This window comes from Ralstonia sp. RL (assembly GCF_001683835.1).
GTDB lineage: Bacteria > Pseudomonadota > Gammaproteobacteria > Burkholderiales > Burkholderiaceae > Ralstonia > Ralstonia mannitolilytica.
The window spans coordinates 298,525-319,694 of the sequence record NZ_LWRX01000001.1; the positions used below are offsets into that span (position 1 = coordinate 298,525).

The 21,170-nt window shown below is 61.0% G+C and carries 15 protein-coding genes and 1 pseudogene; 1 reads left to right on the top strand and 15 read right to left on the bottom strand.

Annotated features, from left to right (window positions below):
• Positions 1–36 precede the first annotated feature (36 nt).
• Positions 37–5,874, top strand: a complete 5,838-nt coding sequence (gene uvrA / locus A6M56_RS01305) for an excinuclease ABC subunit UvrA (protein WP_102079385.1) — start codon at positions 37–39, stop codon at positions 5,872–5,874.
• A 298-nt stretch (positions 5,875–6,172) separates the two neighbouring features.
• Here uvrA and A6M56_RS01310 read toward each other — a convergent pair whose 3' ends face one another.
• The 15 genes and pseudogenes from A6M56_RS01310 to A6M56_RS01380 form a co-directional block, all read right to left on the bottom strand.
• Positions 6,173–6,448: a hypothetical protein gene (locus A6M56_RS01310; protein ID WP_045220126.1), complete on the bottom strand. Its 276-nt coding sequence runs from the start codon at positions 6,446–6,448 to the stop codon at positions 6,173–6,175.
• 50 nt (positions 6,449–6,498) lie between these two features.
• Positions 6,499–7,749, bottom strand: a complete 1,251-nt coding sequence (locus A6M56_RS01315) for a hypothetical protein (protein WP_102079384.1) — start codon at positions 7,747–7,749, stop codon at positions 6,499–6,501.
• 28 nt (positions 7,750–7,777) lie between these two features.
• Positions 7,778–8,191 (bottom strand): hypothetical protein, encoded by a 414-nt coding sequence (locus tag A6M56_RS01320; RefSeq protein WP_257983865.1) that lies wholly within the window; start codon positions 8,189–8,191, stop codon positions 7,778–7,780.
• Between the two features lie 39 nt (positions 8,192–8,230).
• A complete protein-coding gene (locus tag A6M56_RS01325; protein ID WP_257983864.1) occupies positions 8,231–10,015 on the bottom strand; it encodes a T6SS phospholipase effector Tle1-like catalytic domain-containing protein in 1,785 nt (594 codons plus the stop codon).
• 1 nt (position 10,016) lies between these two features.
• Entirely contained in the window at positions 10,017–10,538 is a 522-nt protein-coding gene (locus tag A6M56_RS01330) for a DUF3304 domain-containing protein (RefSeq protein ID WP_257983863.1), read from the bottom strand.
• A gap of 27 nt (positions 10,539–10,565) precedes the next feature.
• A complete protein-coding gene (locus A6M56_RS01335; protein WP_257983862.1) occupies positions 10,566–11,093 on the bottom strand; it encodes a DUF3304 domain-containing protein in 528 nt (175 codons plus the stop codon).
• A gap of 27 nt (positions 11,094–11,120) precedes the next feature.
• Complete coding sequence (locus tag A6M56_RS01340; protein ID WP_257983861.1) at positions 11,121–11,642, bottom strand: DUF3304 domain-containing protein; 522 nt, start codon at positions 11,640–11,642, stop codon at positions 11,121–11,123.
• Between the two features lie 27 nt (positions 11,643–11,669).
• The gene (locus tag A6M56_RS01345; RefSeq protein ID WP_102079380.1) at positions 11,670–12,203 is read right to left on the bottom strand and encodes a DUF3304 domain-containing protein; all 534 of its coding nucleotides are present in this window, start codon (positions 12,201–12,203) and stop codon (positions 11,670–11,672) included.
• Positions 12,200–13,072: a DUF4123 domain-containing protein gene (locus A6M56_RS01350; protein ID WP_102079379.1), complete on the bottom strand. Its 873-nt coding sequence runs from the start codon at positions 13,070–13,072 to the stop codon at positions 12,200–12,202. Before A6M56_RS01350 ends, A6M56_RS01345 begins: the two co-directional genes overlap by 4 nt.
• A 30-nt stretch (positions 13,073–13,102) precedes the next feature.
• Positions 13,103–13,744, bottom strand: a pseudogene (locus A6M56_RS01355) (DUF2345 domain-containing protein); the annotation flags it as partial.
• 149 nt (positions 13,745–13,893) lie between these two features.
• Entirely contained in the window at positions 13,894–14,190 is a 297-nt protein-coding gene (locus A6M56_RS01360; protein ID WP_102079378.1) for a hypothetical protein, read from the bottom strand.
• Positions 14,191–14,491: 301 nt separating this feature from the next.
• A complete protein-coding gene (locus A6M56_RS01365) occupies positions 14,492–15,130 on the bottom strand; it encodes a hypothetical protein (RefSeq protein WP_145997153.1) in 639 nt (212 codons plus the stop codon).
• Positions 15,127–17,406 (bottom strand): M23 family metallopeptidase, encoded by a 2,280-nt coding sequence (locus A6M56_RS01370; RefSeq protein ID WP_145997152.1) that lies wholly within the window; start codon positions 17,404–17,406, stop codon positions 15,127–15,129. Before A6M56_RS01370 ends, A6M56_RS01365 begins: the two co-directional genes overlap by 4 nt.
• An 18-nt stretch (positions 17,407–17,424) precedes the next feature.
• The gene (locus A6M56_RS01375) at positions 17,425–20,274 is read right to left on the bottom strand and encodes a type VI secretion system Vgr family protein (RefSeq protein ID WP_102079377.1); all 2,850 of its coding nucleotides are present in this window, start codon (positions 20,272–20,274) and stop codon (positions 17,425–17,427) included.
• 150 nt (positions 20,275–20,424) lie between these two features.
• Positions 20,425–21,156: a hypothetical protein gene (locus A6M56_RS01380; RefSeq protein ID WP_096746048.1), complete on the bottom strand. Its 732-nt coding sequence runs from the start codon at positions 21,154–21,156 to the stop codon at positions 20,425–20,427.
• Positions 21,157–21,170 lie beyond the last annotated feature (14 nt).

Consider the following 21,170-nt stretch of genomic DNA (forward strand, 5'->3'; position numbering starts at 1 on the left):
GCTGGCAATTTCCCCTACCTCCAAGGAACACCCTCCATGTCCTCCGGTGTCATTCGCCTGCGCGGAGCCCGTCAGCACAATCTCAAGAACCTCGATCTGGACCTGCGCACGGGCGAGATGACCGTTGTCACCGGCCCGTCCGGCTCCGGCAAGTCCAGCCTGGTGTTCGACACCTTGTACGCGGAAGGCCAGCGCCGCTACGTCGAGACCTTCAGCGCCTACGCGCGCCAGTTCCTTGACCGCATGGACCGGCCGCAGGTCGAGCACGTGGAAGGCGTGCCGCCCGCCATCGCCATCGACCAGACCAACCCGGTGCGCAGCTCGCGATCGACGGTCGGCACGATGACGGAGCTGAACGATCACCTCAAGCTGCTGTTTGCCCGCGCGGCGCAATTGTTCGATCGGGAAACCGCGCTGCCCGTGCGGCACGACACGCCGGAAACCATCTATGACGAGCTGCTGGCACGCACGCGCGAGGCTGATCCGCGCCTGGTCGTGACGTTCCCGGTGGAGCTGCCGGCCAACACGAGCGCCGAGGAGATCGCGCAGTGGCTGTCGGTCAGCGGCTATACGCGCGTGCAGGCCGAGCGCGTGAGCGGCGAACGCAAACTGCTCGACGTGGTCGCAGACCGCTTCCGGCTGCAAGGCACCGAACGCGCCCGCGCACTGGAGGCGATCGAGTCGTCGCTCAAGCGCGGCGGCGGCCGGGTCAACGTCTACGTATTGCCCGCCGACGATGCCGCCGAGCCCGAGATCTGGCGCTTTTCGACCGGCCTGCACTGCCCGGAGAGCGACCTGCGCTACGCCGATCCGCAACCCGCCCTCTTCTCGTTCAACTCTGCGTATGGCGCGTGCGATGCCTGCCGCGGTTTCGGTCGCGTGATCGGCGTGGACCTCGGCCTCGTCATCCCGGACGAGCGCAAGACGCTGCGCGAAGGCGCCATCAAGCCGATGCAGACCCCGGCGTGGAAGGAGTGCCAGGACGATCTGATGCGCTATTCGGCGGCGGCCGGCATTCCGCGCGACACGCCCTGGGCTGAACTCACGCAGGCGCAGAAGGATTGGGTCATCCATGGCGACCCCACGTTCAAGCGCGGCGGATGGAACAAGCAGTGGTACGGCGTGCGCCGGTTCTTCGATTACCTGGAATCGAAGGCGTACAAGATGCACATCCGCGTGCTGCTCTCAAAGTACCGCAGCTACACGACCTGCGAAACCTGCGGCGGTGCACGACTGAAAACCGAATCGATGCAATGGCGCCTCGGCACCAAGGAAAACGCCGATGCCGTGCTCGCGCCCGAACACCGCTTCATGCCGCGCGGCGTGGCCTGGAGCCGCGCCCAGCTCGAAGCCTTGCCCGGCTTGACCGTGCACGACCTGATGCTGCTGCCGATCGAGCGCATCCGCCGCTTCTTCGATGAACTGACGCTGCCGTCCACGCTGCTCGACGACGCGCTCAAGCTGCTGCTGGACGAGGTGCGCACGCGCCTGGCCTATCTGTGCGACGTCGGCATCGGCTATCTCACGCTCGACCGCCAGAGCCGCACGCTGTCGGGCGGCGAAGTGCAGCGGATCAACCTGACGACGGCGCTGGGCACATCGCTCGTCAACACGCTGTTCGTGCTGGATGAACCCAGCATCGGTCTGCACCCGCGCGACCTGGATCGGATTGTCCAAGCCATGCAGCGCCTGCGCGACGCCGGCAACACGCTGGTGGTGGTCGAGCACGACCCTTCGGTGATGCTGGCGGCTGACCGCCTGATCGACATGGGCCCCGGCCCCGGAGAGCGCGGCGGCAATATCGTCTTCGACGGCACGCCGGCGGCGATCCGCCAGGCGGACACACTCACGGGCGCGTATCTGTCGGGCCAGCGCCGCGTGGCCGATGCGACGGACTGGCAAGCACGTCCCGTTAACGATGCCACGCCGCGCTTGGTACTCGAAGGCGCGTCGGAACACAACCTGCGCGATGTCACGGTCGAGATTCCGCTGCAGCGCCTGGTGTGCGTGACCGGCGTGTCCGGCTCGGGCAAGTCGACGTTGATTCAGGACGTGCTGCACCCCGCGCTGGCGCGGCACTTTGGCAAGGCAACCGAATCGCCCGGCGCATTCCGCGCGTTGCGCGGCGCCGATCAGATCAGCGACGTGGTGTTTGTGGACCAGTCCCCGATCGGCAAGACCGCGCGTTCGAACCCGGCCAGCTACGTGGGCGCGTTCGATGAAATCCGCAAGCTGTTCGCCAAGGCGCCGATGGCGCTGCAGCGCGGCTACACAGCTGGCACGTTCAGCTTCAACTCGGGCGACGGCCGTTGCCCGACGTGCGGCGGTTCGGGCTTCGAACATGTCGAGATGCAGTTCCTGTCCGACATCTACCTGCGCTGCCCCGATTGCGACGGCACGCGCTATCGCGCCGAGATCCTCGAGGTGAAAATCGCGCGCGCCGGCCGTGCATTGTCCGTGGCCGATGTGCTCGAGCTGACGGTGAGCGAAGCCGCCACCGTCTTCGCCGATGACGCTGATGTGCTGCGCGTGCTGCAGCCCATCGTCGATGTGGGCCTGGAATACGTGAAGCTCGGCCAGCCTGTGCCGACGCTCTCGGGCGGCGAGGCGCAGCGCCTGAAGCTGGCGGGCTTCCTCGCCGAAGCCGCGCAAACGGCCCAGGCGGCCGCACGCAAGCGCGTCAAACCCGATGCGCCTGCCAATGCCGGCCGGCTCTTCATGTTTGACGAACCGACCACCGGGCTGCACTTCGACGACATCGCCAAGCTGATGCGCGCGTTCGGCAAACTGCTCGACGCCGGGCATTCGCTGATCGTGATCGAGCACAACCTCGACGTGGTGCGTGCGGCGGATTGGATCATCGACCTCGGCCCCGAAGGCGGCGATGCCGGTGGCCTGCTCGTGTGCGCCGGCACCCCCGCTGCGGTCAAGGCGTGCGCCGCTTCGCACACCGGTGCGGCGCTCAAGCAATACGAGGCCAGCATCGGCAAGCCCGAGGCCACCGAAGGCGTGCCGCTGCAAACGGCACTGGCCGACCGCCGCGCCAAGCGCACGGCGCTGGCGGAAGTCCAGGGCGAGAACGTCGTGCGCATCGTCCACGCGCACGAGCACAACCTCAAGGGCCTGAACGTCGATATTCCGCACGGCAAGTTCAACGTGGTGACGGGCGTGTCGGGTTCGGGCAAGTCGACGCTGGCGTTCGACATCCTCTTCCACGAGGGGCAGCGTCGCTATCTTGAATCGCTCAACGCGTATGCGCGTTCCATCGTGCAGCCAGCGGGGCGGCCGGAAGTCGATGCCGTCTACGGCATTCCGCCCACCGTGGCCATCGAGCAGCGCCTGTCGCGCGGCGGCCGCAAGAGCACGGTGGCGACCACGTCCGAGGTGTGGCACTTCCTGCGCCTGCTGTATGTGAAGCTGGGCGTGCAGCACTGCATCCACGACGGCACGCCGGTGTCGGCGCAAAGCCCGGAGGCGATCTTCGCGCAGCTCATGCGGGATCATCGCGGCCAGCACATCGGCCTGCTTGCGCCGCTGGTCGTGAACCGCAAGGGCGTCTACACCGACCTGGCCAAATGGGCCAAGGCGCGCGGCTATACGCACCTGCGCGTCGATGGCGAGTTCCTCACCGTCGACCCATGGCCGCGCCTGGACCGCTTCCGCGAGCACACGCTGGAACTGCCCGTCGGCGACATCGTTGTCGCCCCGGAAAACGAAGCCGCGCTGCGTGCCTTGATGGAACAGGCGCTGGAATACGGCAAGGGCATCATGCACGTGCTCGCGCCGCTCGACGGCCTGCAGCACGCCATGCACAACGGCGACACGGCGCATGTCGGCAGCGTCAAGGTGTTCTCGACCAAACGCGCCTGCGCGACGTGCGGCACCAGCTACCCCGAGCTGGATCCGCGCATGTTCTCGTACAACAGCAAGCACGGCTGGTGCGCGAGCTGCGTCGGCACGGGGTTGGCGTTGACGCGCGAGCAGCGTGCCGCGTTTGACGATACGGTGCTCGGCGGCGACGACCGCGGCCGCGAGCAGACACTGCCCTCGGAGGAAGTCGATCCGGAAGGCATGACCGACCTGCCCTGCCCCGACTGCCACGGCACGCGCCTGAACCCGACGGCGCGCGCGGTGACCTTTGCCGACAAGCCCATCGTCGACATTGCGCAGTGGACGGTCAGCCAGACCCGCCGCTGGGTCGAGGGCTTGGACCTGACCGGCCGCGACGCCGACATCGCCCGCGACGTGGTGGCCGAGATTCACAGCCGTCTGTCGTTCCTGGAGGAAGTCGGCCTGGGCTACCTGAGCCTGGATCGTGCCGCGCCGAGCCTGTCGGGCGGCGAAGCCCAGCGTATCCGTCTGGCGGCGCAACTCGGCAGCAATCTGCAGGGCGTCTGCTACGTGCTGGATGAGCCGACCATCGGCCTGCATCCACGCGACAACCAGATCCTGTTGGACGCGTTGCGCAAGCTGGGCGACAAGGGCAACACGCTGGTGGTGGTCGAGCACGATGAAGACACCATCCGCCGCGCCGACCACATCATCGATATCGGCCCGGGTGCCGGCAAGCGCGGCGGCACGCTCGTCGCGCAAGGCGGCGTGGCAGACCTTGCAGCGCAGCCGGATTCGCTCACGGGCCGATTCCTGTCGCAGCCGATCGAGCACCCGCTGCAGCCGCGCCGCCAGGTGATTGCGCCGCGTGCCGGCAAGCAAGCCGTGCCGGAGCAATGGCTGACGGTGCACGGCGCCAAGCTGCACAACCTGCGCAACGTGACCGCAACGATGCCGCTGTCGCGTCTGGTGGCGATTACGGGGGTGTCAGGCTCGGGCAAATCGACGCTGGCGCGCGATGTGTTGATGACAAACCTGCTCGATGCGGTCGGCCGTTCGGTGCTGTCTTCGCCGGCAACCCGCCGCGCACGCAAGGCCGCGCAGGCTGAGACGCCTGAGGCGAAGATGCCGCGCAAGCTCGACGTCAAACACGACTGGCATGGCTGCGACAGCGTCACCGGCTGGGAAACCATCGACCGCGTGCTGGAAGTCGACCAGACGCCGATCGGCAAGACGCCGCGCTCGTGCCCCGCCACGTACATCGGCGTGTGGGACACCATCCGCAAGCTCTTTGCCGACACGCTGGAGGCCCGCGCACGCGGCTACACCGCCTCGCGCTTCTCGTTCAACACCGGCGACGGCCGCTGCCCCGCCTGTGAAGGCCAGGGCGTGCGCACCATCGCCATGAGCTTCCTGCCCGACGTGAAAGTCGCATGCGACGTGTGCCACGGCCAGCGCTTCAACCCCGAGACGCTGGCCGTCACCTGGCGCGGCAAGAACATCGGCGAAGTGTTGACCATGGAGATCGACGAGGCGGTCGAATTCTTTGGTGCGATGAACAGCATCGCCCACCCGCTGCAACTCATGAAGGACGTGGGCCTTGGCTACCTGACGCTGGGCCAGCCGTCGCCCACGCTATCCGGCGGCGAAGCACAGCGCATCAAGCTCGTCACGGAACTTGCCAAGGTGCGCGACGACATCACACGCCGCGGCCAGAAGGCCCCGCACACGCTGTACGTGCTGGACGAGCCGACCGTGGGCCTGCACATGGCCGACGTGGCCAAGCTGATCCGCGTGCTGCATCGGCTGGCGGACGGCGGCCACAGCGTGATCGTGATCGAGCACGACCTCGACGTGATTGCCGAGGCGGACTGGATTCTCGATCTCGGCCCGGAAGGCGGCGACGGAGGCGGCACGATCGTCGCGGCTTGCGGGCCGGAGGCGCTCACGCGGGTGAAAGCCAGCCATACCGGTGCGGCACTGGTGCCGGTGCTGGCGCGTGGCAAGCAGGTCGATCCGAGCAAGGAAGGCGCGACGGTCTAGCCTGGCGCGCGGCGGTGTCCACCTTGGGGGCCATCGGCCCTGCCCAGCGCTTCGTGTGGGGCAGCCCTGCCTTCCGCTGAAAGCAGAGTCGCCCTGTTTTTAGGTGGACAGGGCTTTTCAGTTCGGGGGGTGATGGTTCCGCTGCGAATACCGGCCGTCGGGGCTACGTAGCGCATACGACTTGCTGCGTTGGTGTGCAGTGGGCCGAGGCTGTCCTAGACCGCACGCATTTCCTTATCGATGGACGGGCGCTCGCATGCCGGCAAGCGCCGACCTCGAAGCTGCCAAGCCTCCAGTTCTACTGTTGTGGCTTTCCCCACAACGGGTTTTTGTTATCAGAGCCCAACACCTGGGCGAGCACTTCTGCATCGCCGTCGCTCGCCACCGGAGCGCCTTTGCGCGCGCGGGTAATCTTGGCTCGCTTGCCGTGCTTCTTTGCGTGCACGGCCTTCTTGATTCCGCTTTGCGTGGCATCGCCTGATGCCGGCTCGGTGGAGGTGTGCTGGGCGCAGGTGCCTGCGGTGATCCAGGCGGTGGTGAGGAGGGCTACGGCGAGTTTGTATTGCAGGTTCATTTGAGAGAGTCAGGTTGTTTTAGGGTTGAATTCACAACGACGTCGCCCGGTCATCCGGAAAACGCGTCAATGCTCTTCTGGTTGGTGTTGTCACAAATCCGCTCAGCCCGTACACCTACGGGGACGCCCGTGGAGACCGTTCTCTGGTCTCCGCCGAGAAGGTTCTGTGTCAGAAACTGCTCCGCGGCAACGACGCCACCATCCAAAAAATACAATCGAACGTTACGGACAGATGCTTGCATAGCCCGTGACGTCGCCCCTTGAAAGGCGGGAACGCTTACGCTTGCCTCGTGCCAACGGGCCGGATCGTCCAGCGTCTGCCAGCGCACTGTAAGCGGCGCTTGGATGTCCAGCAGCGCACTGCCAACAAAACTCGAACGTCGATCGCACGGCGCTTCAAAAACGCGCTCATTGTCAGTTCCAATCACCAGAGTCTGACCATCGATCTCAAGTCTCGCCAAACCTCGCGGGTATTGATCGGACAGATAGAAGGACACGACATTGCCCACCAGGCCCTGTAGTTCATCCAATTTCGATGCGTCCAATCTACCAAGCCCTGGCGCGACGTCTACATGATCGTAGTAATGAAAGTACTGATACACCAGCAAGTCGCTCTCGCGAAGGTCCCACCGAAGTGTGCCGAGATCTGGGTATGGGCGTAGCAGCAGTGGGCGCGGGCGTACCGCAACAGGTTGTCCTGCCTCGTCCGTATCGGCGTAGGCGTATGAATGCTCGCTCTCACGCAGGCGGCTTCCCGTATATGGAAAGCGCCCCTGGTTGACGTCGTCTTCCTCAGGATGACGTATGAAGCCGGCAAACCTTGCCTCTGGCCCCGACAGCAACGGCATACGCGGCCATGAACCTGCGCCTGTCTGAGCGCTGCCTACTGCAAGCCACAACGGTCTTCCGCTGAAGTTGACATGCAGTTCCCGGATGTCCGGGTGCGCTTCACTGAACCACCTTCGCGCTGTGTCCTGCACTCCCACTCCAATCGGAAGAACGCCCAACGCTGCCAGCGTTGGCAGAAACATGGCTGCATGCAACTTCGCCGGCAAGGGTGTTGATGCGCGACGCCGATACGTGAACCACGTAAGCAGCAAAGCTAAGCTCAGCGGAACACCGACCACGATGGCCACTAGGATGAGCATCACCACGCCGTAATCGAGATTCGGCGTGAGGAGCGCAATCAAGCTCAGCGTGCTCAGTAGGATCGAGAGGGCTGCGCTAAGGGTAATGCCAAGCCGATAAGGTTTCAGGGATAAATGCCGCAGGCCTTTTCCTGTGGCGTCGGCACTGCTCATGGCGGGACTTTCAAAAAGATTTTCGCGGTCACAGCCTTGGAATACCCCCACCGGTAAAGCGATCTAACGTGTCTTTCGCGCCACGAATAAGGCTCTCTTTACCGGCTTCCAAGATTTTGCCTGCGGCCTCCGCCGCCTTTTCCTCAGCGCTATGCGCAACGTCCTTGGCTTTATCCGTGATCTTGTCGGCGACTTTTCCTGGAATCTGGGACGCCTTGGTCCACGCCGCCTGCGCGCGCTCGCGCACAGTCAGTGTGGGAGCAAAGTGGGTTCGCCAGCGCAGATAACCCCACACAGAACTGAATTCGCGGCCTGTTTTTTCCAGTGGTAGAGAGCCGTCCTTCAAATACCGGTCCAAGTCGGTGCGGTCCTGACCGACCAGCAGCGGCGGATATATGTCGCGCTGCCCACCCTCGTCGACCGGCGCGAAGCGCTTGCGCACCCCCTCCGGATCTCGCGCGGATGCCGCATTGATTTCGGCTCACTGGGCTTTCCACTCGGCGTCCTTGCGCTTCAGATCTTCCAAGCGTGCCTTTTGCCGGCGCTTCCAGACCTCCTCGTTGGTGGCGCCGGTTGGTTTGAACCAAGCACGTGAGTCGTGGACGTAGTCATCGAAAAATTTGACGATGCGGGCATCTAGCGGCGATGTGTCATTCCAGTATGACTTGACCTCCCTCCATTGCTTGACTTTCTCACCCCAGACGAACTGCTGGATCTCGGCAACCACCCCGCCCGGGCCCGGAACGTTCCGAAAAACCTTGCCCATCCAGCCATCCGAGTAGACAGGAGAGCTCTCCATCTCCGCCATGATCTTGGCTTCTTCGCGTAGCTCTTCGTTAGCACCGGCCAAATCTTGTGCACACTGGGCACTGAACTTTTGCGCTCGCTTGAAGAAGGGCTGATTCTCGAAGGCCTGCGCGCCCGCGTTCAAGCGTAGGCGGCGCCACCGCAGGTACAACCCGTATTGCACACGTGCCGCGCCGGTGGTTCCTCCGCCGTGCTTGCGGATCAGTGGATTTACGGCATCGACGTAGTCGTTGTAGTCCTTGATAAGTTGCGGCGATATTTTCAGGGCGTCTAACACTCTTGGCGGAAGGTCCGTTGAAGGCTTCAACGGCACGCCAGCCGCAACCGCTTCGCGGTACATCTTCGCTAACGTGACTTGGGACGTCTTCATACTGTCATCGGGCGTCCCATCGGCACGGCAGCCGCGCCCTTGATCCCCTGGTTGATAGGCTCCTCCCACATCGGTATGGACCCCGGGGTAGGCCAACTCCAGACAGTTCTTGGACTCCGCCTTGTCCAGCGGGAACGAACCGCGTATCTCATGTGAAGAGATGAGATGCACTGTTCGCTCGACGTAATCGGGAATACGCAGGAACTCTTCGTTACCCCAGCCACCATGGCCGCTGGCGATCATGAAGCTCTGGGCGAAGCCCACCGACGCTACGGTGTCGAATATGCCGAGAAAATCCACGCTGACCTTTACGCCCGCCAGCGTCATGTCTTTGCCTAGTGCATCCTGCAGCCAGCTGCAAAAAACACGAGCCTCGGCCGCGCCCCGGGAGAATCCGAACACGTAAAGTCGAATCTTCTTCAGCGTCGGCTTTCGACCATCGATCAGTGGTTTGAGCTTTTGCTCAACAAACTCTCGGCGACGCGCCAGCTCTTGCCGACGGGCCTGATGGTTGGGGGCAAGCGTAGCAGTGTCCAGGGTTCCTGCCAGCGTACCAAACGTGCCAGCGTTGTTGAGTTCATCCACTTCGTCGCTGCCAGCCGAAGCTCGGAGGTGGACCGGGAGATTGATGTCTGTGGACATCTTTCGAACGAGCTTCAGATCGTCGCTCCCCATCTCGACACTAAGAACGCGATTGTTGTATCGCTGATAGAGTGCGTTGGTGATTTGTAGTAATGCCCAATTGATGCGGGCTTCCCCACCCCAACCAGAACCAAGCCCCGCTCGAGCATCGTAGCCTCGACCAGTATCTCCAATCTCCCTATCAAATGTTGTCCCGATGCCTGGCACGTAGAAACGCACTTGATCTGGCGTCGCCTCAAAAATGTCATACAACCGGGCCACGTTGCTGTGAGCCTGTTTTGGCATATCCCGGTCTTTATTGTTGTTGGTTCCATCAAAAAAGAAACCAATACGGAATTCCTGGGTGCATTGCCCCGAAAACTCACCTAGCTGACTTGCCATGCACCTCCCCTTTTCGTCTTGGGTCAGCGCAAAAGGGGTTGCGTCCAGCCGTTCCAACTCCGCCATTTCATCGCTCCTGATTGGACGGTGATATTTTTTGGTGATAGAACTTGGCTGCACACCCTGCATCCGCCATACACACATCGAATGGGAACTTCCAGTCGGCAGGGAACTTGGAATGGCCGGGCCCATAGCTAGATGCGATAGCTTTGATCTTGTTGTCCGACATGAATGCAAGCCACAGCACAGCAGGATGATCTTTTTTCACGTCGTACGGCTCGATCGGCACTTGGGCCTTATACAGTGCGTCACGATCCTTCCGATACAGAGTGTCGTCCTGCCACTCAACTTCTACTCCTAAACCGGGGTGCCACTTAGCGGGCAAGCCAACCGATCCCGCGACGCTCGTGCCTCCTGCATGGTTCCGCATACTGCCAGCCCATACGCCGTTCACATAGACCACGCCAAGCCCTTCGTCCGTGTAGTTGAGTATTTGGATCTGCAATCCAAGATCTTCATCCTGTGGCGCCGCTTGCGCTTGCTGCGAGGGCTTACAGCCGGTAGCGAGCAGTACCAACACGAGTGCCATCCATGTTCGTATTTTCATAAGCATTCTTTATGGGTTACCGCTGTTGGGGGCGCGTGGGATGCGCTGCGGATAAAACGTGGCGGTACACACTGAATTCGCCCGACAAGTGTCTTCCGGATAGTTCCAATCCGCAGGAAACATCAAATGCCCCGGCCCGTAGCTGGACGCTATGGCTTTCATATTGTTGCCTGGCATGAATGCAAGCCACAGCACGGCAGGATGGTCTTTTGTTGCGTCGTACGGCTCAACCGGTACCTGGGCCTTGTACAGAGCATCGTGATCTCTCGAATAGAGCGCATCGTCCTGCCATTCGACGTCCACAGTCAGCCCCGCGTGCCACTTGGCCGGTAGACCAACTGAACCGGCGGCGCCGAAGCCTCCTGCGTGGCTTCGCATACCTCCAGCCCATATCCTGTTCACATACACATCTCCAAGGGGCTCATCCATGTAATTCAGAATTCGAACCTGTAGCGCAAGGTCTTCACTTTGTGAAGCCAACTGTGCCTGCCGCGAGGGCTTGCAGCCGGTAGCCAGCAGCACCAACACGAGTGCCATCCATGTTCGTATTTTGATAACCATTGTTTATGGGTTACCGCTTCTGATCGGGACGCGCTGCGGATAAAACTTAGCCGCGCACGCTTTGTCCGCCATGCAAACATCGAACGGGAGCTTCCACTTCGCAGGGAAATCGGGGTGCCCGGGGCCATAGCCGGACGCGATTGCTTTGATCTTATTGTTCGGCAGGAATGCGAGCCACAAGTCCGACGGACGGTCATCTTTCACATCGTACGGCTCGATCCGCACTTGCTCCTTATACAGCGCATCATGATCCTTGCGATACAAGGTGTCGTCCTGCCATTTGACTTCGACTGTCAAGCCCGCATGCCACTTGGCAGGCAGACCAGCTGATCCAGCGACACTTGTGCCTCCAGCATGACTAGGCATTCCACCTACCCATATTCCATTTACATACACGTCTCCAAGCGGTTCATCCCTGTAGTTGAGTACTTGGACATGCAGTCCAAGATCTTCATCTTGGGGCGCCACCTGCGCCTGCTGCGATGGCTTGCAGCCGGTAGCCACCAGCACCAACACGAGTGCCATCCATGTTCGTATTTTGATAACCATTGTTTATGGGTTACCGCTTCTGATCGGGACGCGCTGCGGATAAAACCTGGCTGCACATGCTGGGTCCGCCATGCAAACGTCATATGGAAACTTCAGCCCGCCCGGAAACTTAGGGTTGTGAGGCGTATAGCGCGACGCAATCGCTCTTATCTTGTTACTAGGCATAAACGCTAGCCACAACGTGGCGGGCTCACCCGTTTCGTAGGGCTCCACGGACACCTGCGTCTTGTGTAGAGCGTCATGGTCTTGTTTATACAGAGTGTCGTCCTGCCACTGAACTTCGACTGTTAGGCCAGGGTGCCACTTTGCAGGCAGGCCAACCGATCCAGCGACGCTTGTGCCTCCCGCATGGTTTCGCATACTGCCAGCCCATACGCCGTTCACATAGACTACGCCCAGCCCTTCGTCCGTGTAGTTGAGTATTTGGATCTGCAATCCAAGATCTTCATCCTGTGGCGCCGCTCGAGCTTGCTCCGAGGGCTTGCAACCGAGGGCAAGCAGCGCCAACAAAAGCGCCGCCCATGTTCGCGCCTTCATGACGATTCCGTCGTGACTCCGGACGGCACCGGTTGCTGTTGCGACTCGAGCAATCCTGCGTCAGTCAATGCACGAGCGACAAGCCGAAAAGATGTCGCATCGTGCTCGACTTCGGTCGCGTCGAACGATTCAAATACTGATCGAATGCACGCATGCGCTTGGGATGGCGTGCCAACAAGTGTGCCGAACCAATGCGCGTTGGTCTGGATGAGCCGCAGGACGCCATCTGGGCGAGCCAGTGCGGCAAACCGGGCCATTTGATGGCGAGTGAAAACGTAGGGGGCATCGGTCGGTTCGAGTGCCCTTGCATCAGTGGTGCCGACGTGCTGCAAAGCGCCGTCGCGCGAAAAATACCACCATTGCAAACTGCCGAGAAAGCGTCTGCGCTGCGCGTCATCAAACACCCGCAACAACATATCGAGCGCGCGCGTATCCGCAAAGCGAATGAGAAACATCTCTCCATCCGGGTCAACCGCTTTCATTTGGTTGACGAGATGTGCGTATGGGTCGCATGTTGATACGCTCGATTGCAGAAAGCTCAGCATCGGGTTGCCCGATGTCTCGCGCAAAGCGATGTCAAGAAAGGCACGCCGCTCGACCGCACGGTCTGGAATGCGGATGATGGAAGGTGCGATTTCCGCCAAACCGGGCCCTTCGTAGCGGCCGGCGTAGAGCGATTGCGGTTGTAGCGTCGGAAACCTTGAGTAAAGCCGCTTGGCGAGACCGCTATCGAATGCGTTGTCAATCAAGGCGTAGACGTTCACTTCCGGCAACGCAGCGTGCAATTGCTCCAGAGCCGCGTCAGGAAAGTCATCAATCCATGCTGGATTGGCTGAGCGCAAACGCTGAGTCTGGTAACGAGTCGCCATACTTCAATGCTCTCTAAGTACACGGCCACGTCAGCCGTTCATGCTGCCAAGCGGATGGCCACCAGCCATCGCTCGCAGCATGCACTCGACGCAGATACTCTGGGGAAAAGACGGCAACGGATAGTTGCTGCTGACCGGCCCCTCAAACTTGCGCTGCGCCGCCTTATACGTAATCGGCCCAGGACACTCCACAGTGATATTCCCACCTTCCAGCGTAATCGACGCCCCGCCCGCCGTAGCAATGCGGACCCGCTTGGCCGCCGCAAAATCCACATTCATATTCGCCGACACCAGCTTCAGGTCCTGCTTGGCCATCAGCTTGAGCACGTCGTGCTGGGCTTGCACGTCGATGTTGTCTTGCCCCGCCGTGAGCTGCAGGCCGATGTTGTTGTCACCTGCCTTCGACAAACCGGCAGCCACGCCGATCGCCTGGCCGGCGTGCATGCGCGTCTGCTTGCCAATCGCGAGGTTGGTGTCCTGCCCGCTGCCCAGCGCGATGCTTTCGCCATTGGCCAACTGCAGGTCTTGCCCCGCCACCATGACGAGGCCCGCGCGGCCGGCCAGGTGTGCGATGGCTTCGCCTTGGTGCGGCACTTTGCCTTGCGCGCTGGCGGCGTTGTCGCTGCGTTGCTTGTAGAGCGCGGTGCCATCGCTCTGGCCGGAGGCGCCCTGCCCGCCTGGTGTGGGCGCAATGCCCGCTTCGCCTTGGCCGTTGTAGAGCGCCGATCACGACGGGCCGGTCAATGTCGTCTTCGCTGAACTTGACGAGTACCTCTTGTCCGATGCGTGGTAGCCATTGCCAGCCCATGCCGGAGCCGGCTTCACTGCTGCGGTTTGCCCCACAACGGGTTCTTGTTGTCCGACCCCAGCACCTGGGCCAGGACTTCTGCATCACCATCACGCGTGCCTGCTTTGTTCTTGCCCGAGCGTGCTGCCTTGGTTTTCTTGCTCGGCTTCTTAGCATGCACTGCTTTTTTCGCTCCGCTTTGCGAGGCATTGCCCGATGCCGTGGACGCGTGCTGCGCGCAGATGCCGGCGCTCATCCATGCGGTGGTCAGGAGGGCTACGGCGAGTTTTAGTTTTCTCTCTGTTTTGTTGTTAATTGAGATATTGAACATTATTCAAATGCTTCTGTGCAATTAATCTTGTTCACCCCTGCCTCCGTCTTTCTTTCGCAAGATGAAGGAAATTTGCTGTATCGCCCCAATTTCCTATCAAAACTATAAGTAATCAAGTTGGACGAATACCCTCCGAGATTGAGCTGGCTGAATTGCTGCGTGGTGGCGAGCTGCGTGCGCAACTGGCCGTCGGATAATTACAAAAGAGCCTGAATTTCTTAACCGGAAGGTGGGTAAATAATTCTTGGCCATGTTGGGCCGCGTAGCGGACAAGCATAAACCCGTCTGGAGACTAAGTAATCTACATAGAAATTCCGACCTCGCGGAGAATGTCAACTATTTTATTAACGTCTGTTCTTTTGAGTCGTTCTGTCTGGTTGATCTCAACGGAAAAACAGCTGACCGCTTTATTGTCGGGGCACGCAATAAAATAGCCCGTTTCCGGAATGGCTGTCTGGTCACCAAAGACTTTGTCGGAATACGCTATTGTTCCGTGCCAGTTCGTCGCCGCGAATTTCTTTTCCCAATTTACTTGGCGCCCATATCGTCCGCCAGCGTCTTGTTCTTGAATAATCGATTTCGGACTTCGTTTTTGCGAGAGAAGGCGCTGAATTGCCGCTGAGTCTCCCTCAAATACGGACGGCCACTGGAGTTTAATTTCGCTGCCCGTTTTTCTGCAAAAAAATGACAATTTGTATTTTATGGGCCTCCTATTAATTTCTGATGTTAGATATAAAACAACCTGCTGATTAAACTCGGACTCGTTGTTGGAAAATGATTTAATGGATGTGATATCTCGTTTCAGGGTGTCACCGAACTCAAAATGGCAGTCTTTCTTGATAAGGTAATAATCAACATTGTTGATGCTTTCCCTTTCTTGGCATAATGCATCTGCTGAGATCAGAAGGAGAAATGTAAGAGCAAGAACCTTAATCCTCATGGCAATTCCCTTCTGTGGAAGTTTTCCGGGGTGGATGATGTTTGTCCATTTTCGGTTTGAAAGGATGATATATCGCAGAGAACCATTAATGAATTAACAAATGACGTCGACCTATCAACCAATCCGTTCATGTTTGGTGATGTTTGCCCCGTTGATGACGGGTAGTTAACGCTGGCAGCGCAATTTACAAAAGATTGATTGTAGTACCAAACTTTAATTCCGGCATTTGTGTTAATGGTTTTTCTGAGGTTGGTGCCGATGTTATCTGCATACTTGTTTGCATTGCCAATTCTCCGATCTGGCAAGCCACGCTCGGCTGCTTGCTGAGGCGTTATTATGGCCTTGTCAGGCCAAATCCAATATGCGCCGGCACTCGCTGCTCCATGTTTCGATGCTTGGCCAATTTCATCCCGCCAGTGGATTTCTTGAGTTGTTGGGGGGGTGTGTGGATTTCTTCCGAGGAACCTGAAGTATTTGTAGTAATTGTTATTTCCTCCTGCAATATTTCCGTCCTTGTTCGTTAATTGAAGAAAGCCGCGACCGTACCACCCAAGGTGCAAACTTGGGTTGAGGCCGCCGGACTCTCTTAAATCCTTGAACCATCCCGTCTCCTGCGTTGCGTTTCCAAAAAAGCAAGCTTGTCGCATTGGCGTTTCAATGGAAAATTTCCGCAGCGATTTGCATAGTTCTATCCGGTGCCTGTCAAGAAAATTGGATGCGGTAGCTATGTTTGGTTGCTCCCATACCCCATTGCTAGGCGAGTTGTGCGAGCCTGGTTTCCGGATAACGTGATCCGGTATTAGCTGCAGCAATTCATTTTTACTGCGCCAGCCGCACTTTCTGAAATGAAAAATAAACTCAAGAGGGTGAAAATGCCAGACGGATCGAGTCAACCCTCCGGTCTTATCCCAGAACGCCATTTTCTGGACGTGGTCCTCGAACGCGTTCCAACTCTCCTGACTCGCCAGCGGCTTCCCGGCGGCTTTTAGTTTTGCGTAGCGAGTGGCGAGATCACTGGCATCCCACTCGCTAGGATGCTTAACCACAAGGTGCTGCAGTTTCTTGCGACCCGAGTCGCTTGTAGTGTTGTTCAGTAGCGTAAGCGCATGCGGGTCATCCACAAAAGCGTCTGAGGGGCTAGCAAGCTGCCCTTCCTCAATCTTTTCCCAGCCTCGCCAAAACGGGAAATCGGCGTCGGATAGCTTGATGACGTCGGCTTGCGCAAGATCAATGTAGCCAACCGCACTATCGCTATAACGCACCAACTGCCAGTTCTGGTTGTGGGTGGTTGTATCGCTGGAAAGAATACGCCCGAAACGCAACCACTCGAATCCTGCGCTGGGGCAATCTGGATACAACGCTGTTGCTAGACGGAAGAGTTCGTACTCATAGTCGGATTGCACCACTGGCGTGCCGGCAGTGCCACTACCCAAAGCGCGATATGCGTCTCCTTGTTTCACATAGGTCGATGCTGTCCGTGTGCCCTTATCCAACCGTACGCTAACAATCAGTTGCTCACTGCTGGTCCCTGCTTGCCCAACCGGAAGGTCATAAAAGTGTTCGGTGTCAAATTCAATACGATGTGGCTGTGCCGCGTTGGGATGCCGTGCGGCAAACGGTTTGTTCGCGGGGATGATGAAGTGGGCTTCCCCATAAAAGTCCTTGCTGGCGGTCTGATTGGTTGCAGTGGAGCTATCTTTCCAGAAGCGAGGCAGATGCTCGTCCGTTGTAAACACTTCAAAGTGAATTCGACGATTGCTCAAGCTGTACTGCAATCCCGGGTAGCCCAGAATGTCGCGGCGATAGACTCTCGCAAGCTTACGCTGGGGAGGGGTGGCTGTCGGTGGAGACTTGGCGTCTGTGCCAATAGCACTGGCTTGCTGGAACAAGGGGATCAAACTACTGACGCGATCTGCGGTTAGATCATCGCGACAGGCCAGATGCATGTACAGCGAGTAGAAAACGACGGGCGTGTTTTCTCCCGTCTCTGTCTCGTGCTTGATCAGCACGAAACTGGTGTCATATGGTTGTCCCTGGTACTGCTCGCTAGCCTTAGCCTGACGGTAAGCAACAATGGTCCCATCCGCGATTGCGCGAATTGGCGTAGCGTTTGTTGCATCCAAGTGCAAGCCGCCATGCCAAACCTTGTACTCTCCGATCGTTTTAGCCGGGTACTGCCCACCCGGATCAGTGGCGCGCGCCAGCATGCGAGCCAGCAACGTTTCCTCAGTATCGTTCGCCTGCGGCGTTTCCAGAATGGGATAGCTAATCAGCATGAAAGCAGAACCAGAGAATCAGGAGAACGGGAACGCGCCCTTGAGGTTGAACGGTGACTGCGGGAAGTTCGGCAGGTCATAGCTCGTACCCTGCGGCCCCTGAAACGTCCGCTGCGCCGCCTTATACGTAATCGGCCCCGCACACTCCACGGTGATATTCCCACCTTCGAGCGTGATCGACGCCCCGCCGGCCGTGGCGATGCGGATCCGCTTGGCGGCCGCAAAATCCACGTTCATATTGGCCGACACCAGCTTCAGGTCCTGCTTGGCCATCAGCTTGAGCACGTCGTGCTGGGCTTGCACGTCGATGTTGTCTTGCCCCGCCGTGAGCTGCAGGCCGATGTTGTTGTCACCCGCCTTGGACAAACCGGCAGCCACGCCGATCGCCTGGCCGGCGTGCATGCGCGTCTGCTTGCCAATCGCGAGGTTGGTGTCCTGCCCGCTGCCCAGCGCGATGCTTTCGCCATTGGCCAACTGCAGGTCTTGCCCCGCCACCATGACGAGGCCCGCGCGGCCGGCAAGATGGACCATCGCTTCCGCCTGATGCGGCACCTTGCCCTGCGTTGACGTGTTGCCCGCGCTGGCGTCCTGCCTGGCAGCGTCGAGCGCCTTGCCATCGACCATGCCGGCAGCAGCCTTGGCCTGCTTGGCGAGCGGTGCTTCGTCGTCCTTGGCGGTGGCCAGTGCCGCGGTCTGGTGCGTGACCGCGCCTTGCCCCAGCGATGACGTCAGTTCCTTGGCTTGCTTGATGAGTGCGATGCCGGCGGCGTTGTCCCCCGTGGGCACGGCCTTGCCGCTGCTGGCGTCGCGATATGTGGTGATCAGCAGGCCCGCTTGCCCTCGCACGGCGGCGTGGCCATCGGTGCGCAGCTCGAAGCCCTGGCCGCGGAAGCTGCCGCGCCGGTTGTCCTGCTGATGGACGAGATGGCCGAGGTTGAGCTGGCTGTGCTGCTGCGTGGTGGCGAGTTGCGTGCGCAACTGGCCGTCGCTGTCGTCGAAGACGAGCTGGTTGTAGCCGCTGCCGCCGTGCTCGGCGCTCTTGAAGCCAGTGTGCGCGGCGGCGTTGCGGTGGCCTTCGGCATCCGCACCCATGCCGTGCCACGCGGGGCTGTGGCCGCCCGCCAGATTGCCCTGTGCGCTGGGCGCGCTGTCGCTGCCTTGCTTGTACAGTGCCGCGCCGTCGCTCTCGGCCGATGCGCCCTGCCCGCCCGGCGTGGGCGCGATGCCGGCTTCGCCCTGACCGTTGTACAGCGCGCCGATCACGACCGGCTGGTCGATGTCGTCTTCGCTGAACTTGACGAGGACCTCCTGCCCGATGCGCGGCAGCCATTGCCAGCCCATGCCGGCACCGGCCTGCCGTTGCGCGACGCGCACCCAGCGGCTGCTTCGGTCGTCCGGGCGCTCGCCCTGTTGCCACGGAAAGCGCACGCGGATCTCACCGGCGGGGCTCGCGTGGTGTTCGCCATCGCCACCGGCCTGGGTCTGTCCATCGGGCCCGACCACGATGGCGCTGTGCACGCCCTGCGCGGTGGGCGGCGCATACAGGCGGCCGCAATCGGGCTCGGTCACGGCGGGACGCCACGGGCGGCGGGCGTCGCTGGCGCGGAACAGACCGGCATAGCCATGCGCTCGCGCCGCGCTGAGCAGGTCGGTGGTGGGCGTGGCGCGTTCAACGCGGCCTTGCGCTTCCTGAAAGCCAAACACGCCCGGCCCGGATTCCGGCGCGCTGGGCGGCGTATCGAAAGTCAGTGCGGCATCGAGGCCGCCCAGGCGTTGCCCCAACGCGACGTGCGTGTCGGCCGTCAGGTTGTTGATGCCGCAGTGCTCAACCAGGTCCATCAGCAGCGGATACGCGCCGTCAACGTCCTGCGGCAGGTGCGGGCAGTCGACGACCTGCAAGCGGGTGCCGCTGCGCAGTGTGCGCACCGTTGCCCGCCCCGAAAACAGCAAGGCGCGCGCCTCGAGACTTTCCATGACCTGCTCGGCGACGCGCTGGGCGTTGGCGGCATCCGGCGCCAGCGATGGGCTGATCGACAGATACGCATCGGGGCTGCCGGCCGTCGTGGTGAACCGAGCGGGGGCATGGGCGCGCAGGCTCTGCTTGCCTTCCGGGTCCCACGCGGCCACGGCCACGCCGCCGGCCGTCGTACGGCTGTGGCAGGCGAGCTGCTGGATGGCATCGCGCTCTTCCACGCTGTGCGCGCGGTGATAGCGGATGCCGCCGGCCGCGGCCGATTCCGCGTCCTCGGGCAGCTGCGTGCTGTCGGCAAAGATCAGCAGCGTGTGGCCGCCGTGCGCCTGGTCGTCTTCAACGGTAGTGAAGCCGAGGCCCGCTTCGGCCAGCAGGCGGGTGATGAAGTGGTAGTCGGTCTCCCGAAACTGCGCGATATGGGCGCGCGTGCCGAAGTCGTTCATGCGCGCTTCGGCGCCGGCGGCGTAGCGCCATGAGGCATACGGCGCATACGGCGCAAGCATCTGCTCGACGATGTCGGCCAGCGGCCGGTTCTGGAAGACCTGGCTGTGCCGCTGTTGCGTGGTCAGCCAGAACCACGGCACGACGGTCAGGCGATAGCGCGTAAGGCTGCCGTCTGCGCCGAGCTTCTCTGCCAGGCGGACCAGGCCCGTGCGCCTGGCCTGTGTGCCATCGGCCAGCGTGGTGACCAGCGTGACGCGCTGGCCGAGCAACGACTTGAGCGCGATGCGTGCATTGGCGCTGACGGCCACCACGCGCCATTCGAACAGCTCGGAGAGTGCTTCACGACCGAGCCAGGCCTCCACCGCGAGGTCCGCGAGCGGCCCGTCGCCTTCCAGCGTGTAGAGGCGGCGCGTGGGTGCGAAGAGGTTCTGAAAAAGGGTCGTGGCGTCCATTCGCTGTCCGATGCCGCAACGGTGGCCCCGTCACGCAGGTGACAAAGGCCAAGCCGACGCGGGCATTTTTATGGGGGCGCAGCCCTGCGTGATATCGCGCCCGCCCCCGCTGAATCGCCCGGCCATGAAAATCACCGGGCGCTCAGGCGGCTATTGCCCCTTGGAATTGGGCGGGTTGATGACTTTATTGGCCGCGTTCTGCGGGGCGAGCAATGCCGCCAGCAGATCGGCATCCGGATCATCCGGCGCCAACGTGCCTTTACGGTTTCTGGCCGATTTGGCCGGCGATTGCGCCTTGGTTTTGGTTGCCTGCAGAGGCTTGAAGGGCGTATCGGTCGATTTGGCAACGAGCTTGGCCGTGGCCGTCTTGCCTTCATCGGTATTGGCCGATTTTGCCGCGGCCGCGTGACTGACCGTCGTTTCGGCATGCGGCGCCTTGCCCAGCTTGTCGATGGCGTGTTCGTCGCTGGGGGTGACGTTGACGATGGTGGCCGGTTGCATCTCGGCAGCGGGTTCGCTGGCCACCGCGACAACCGGCGCCGATGCGGCCGATGGCACTGCCGCCGTATCGCCTTGTGCGGCCGCAGATTGCGTGGCGGCCGGCGGTTGCGCTGCCGCGGGCGCGGCCTGCTCGGCCACCTGGGCGGGCGCGGACTCACCCGTCGGGTTCAGGAGGACCCACGCGCCTACGCCCGCCACGAGCACCGCAATGGCCGCCGCAACGCCGTATCGGCGCCCCGACTTTTTCGGCGCCTTGCCGTTGGCTGAAACCCGCCCTTCCAGGCTCGCCAGAATGCGCGTGTGGCCGGCCTCATCGGTCTCGGACTCAGATTTGAAGAGCGTTGGAGGCCCTTCTTGTTTCAAATCGCCGTTATTACTCATCACGGGTCCAGAAT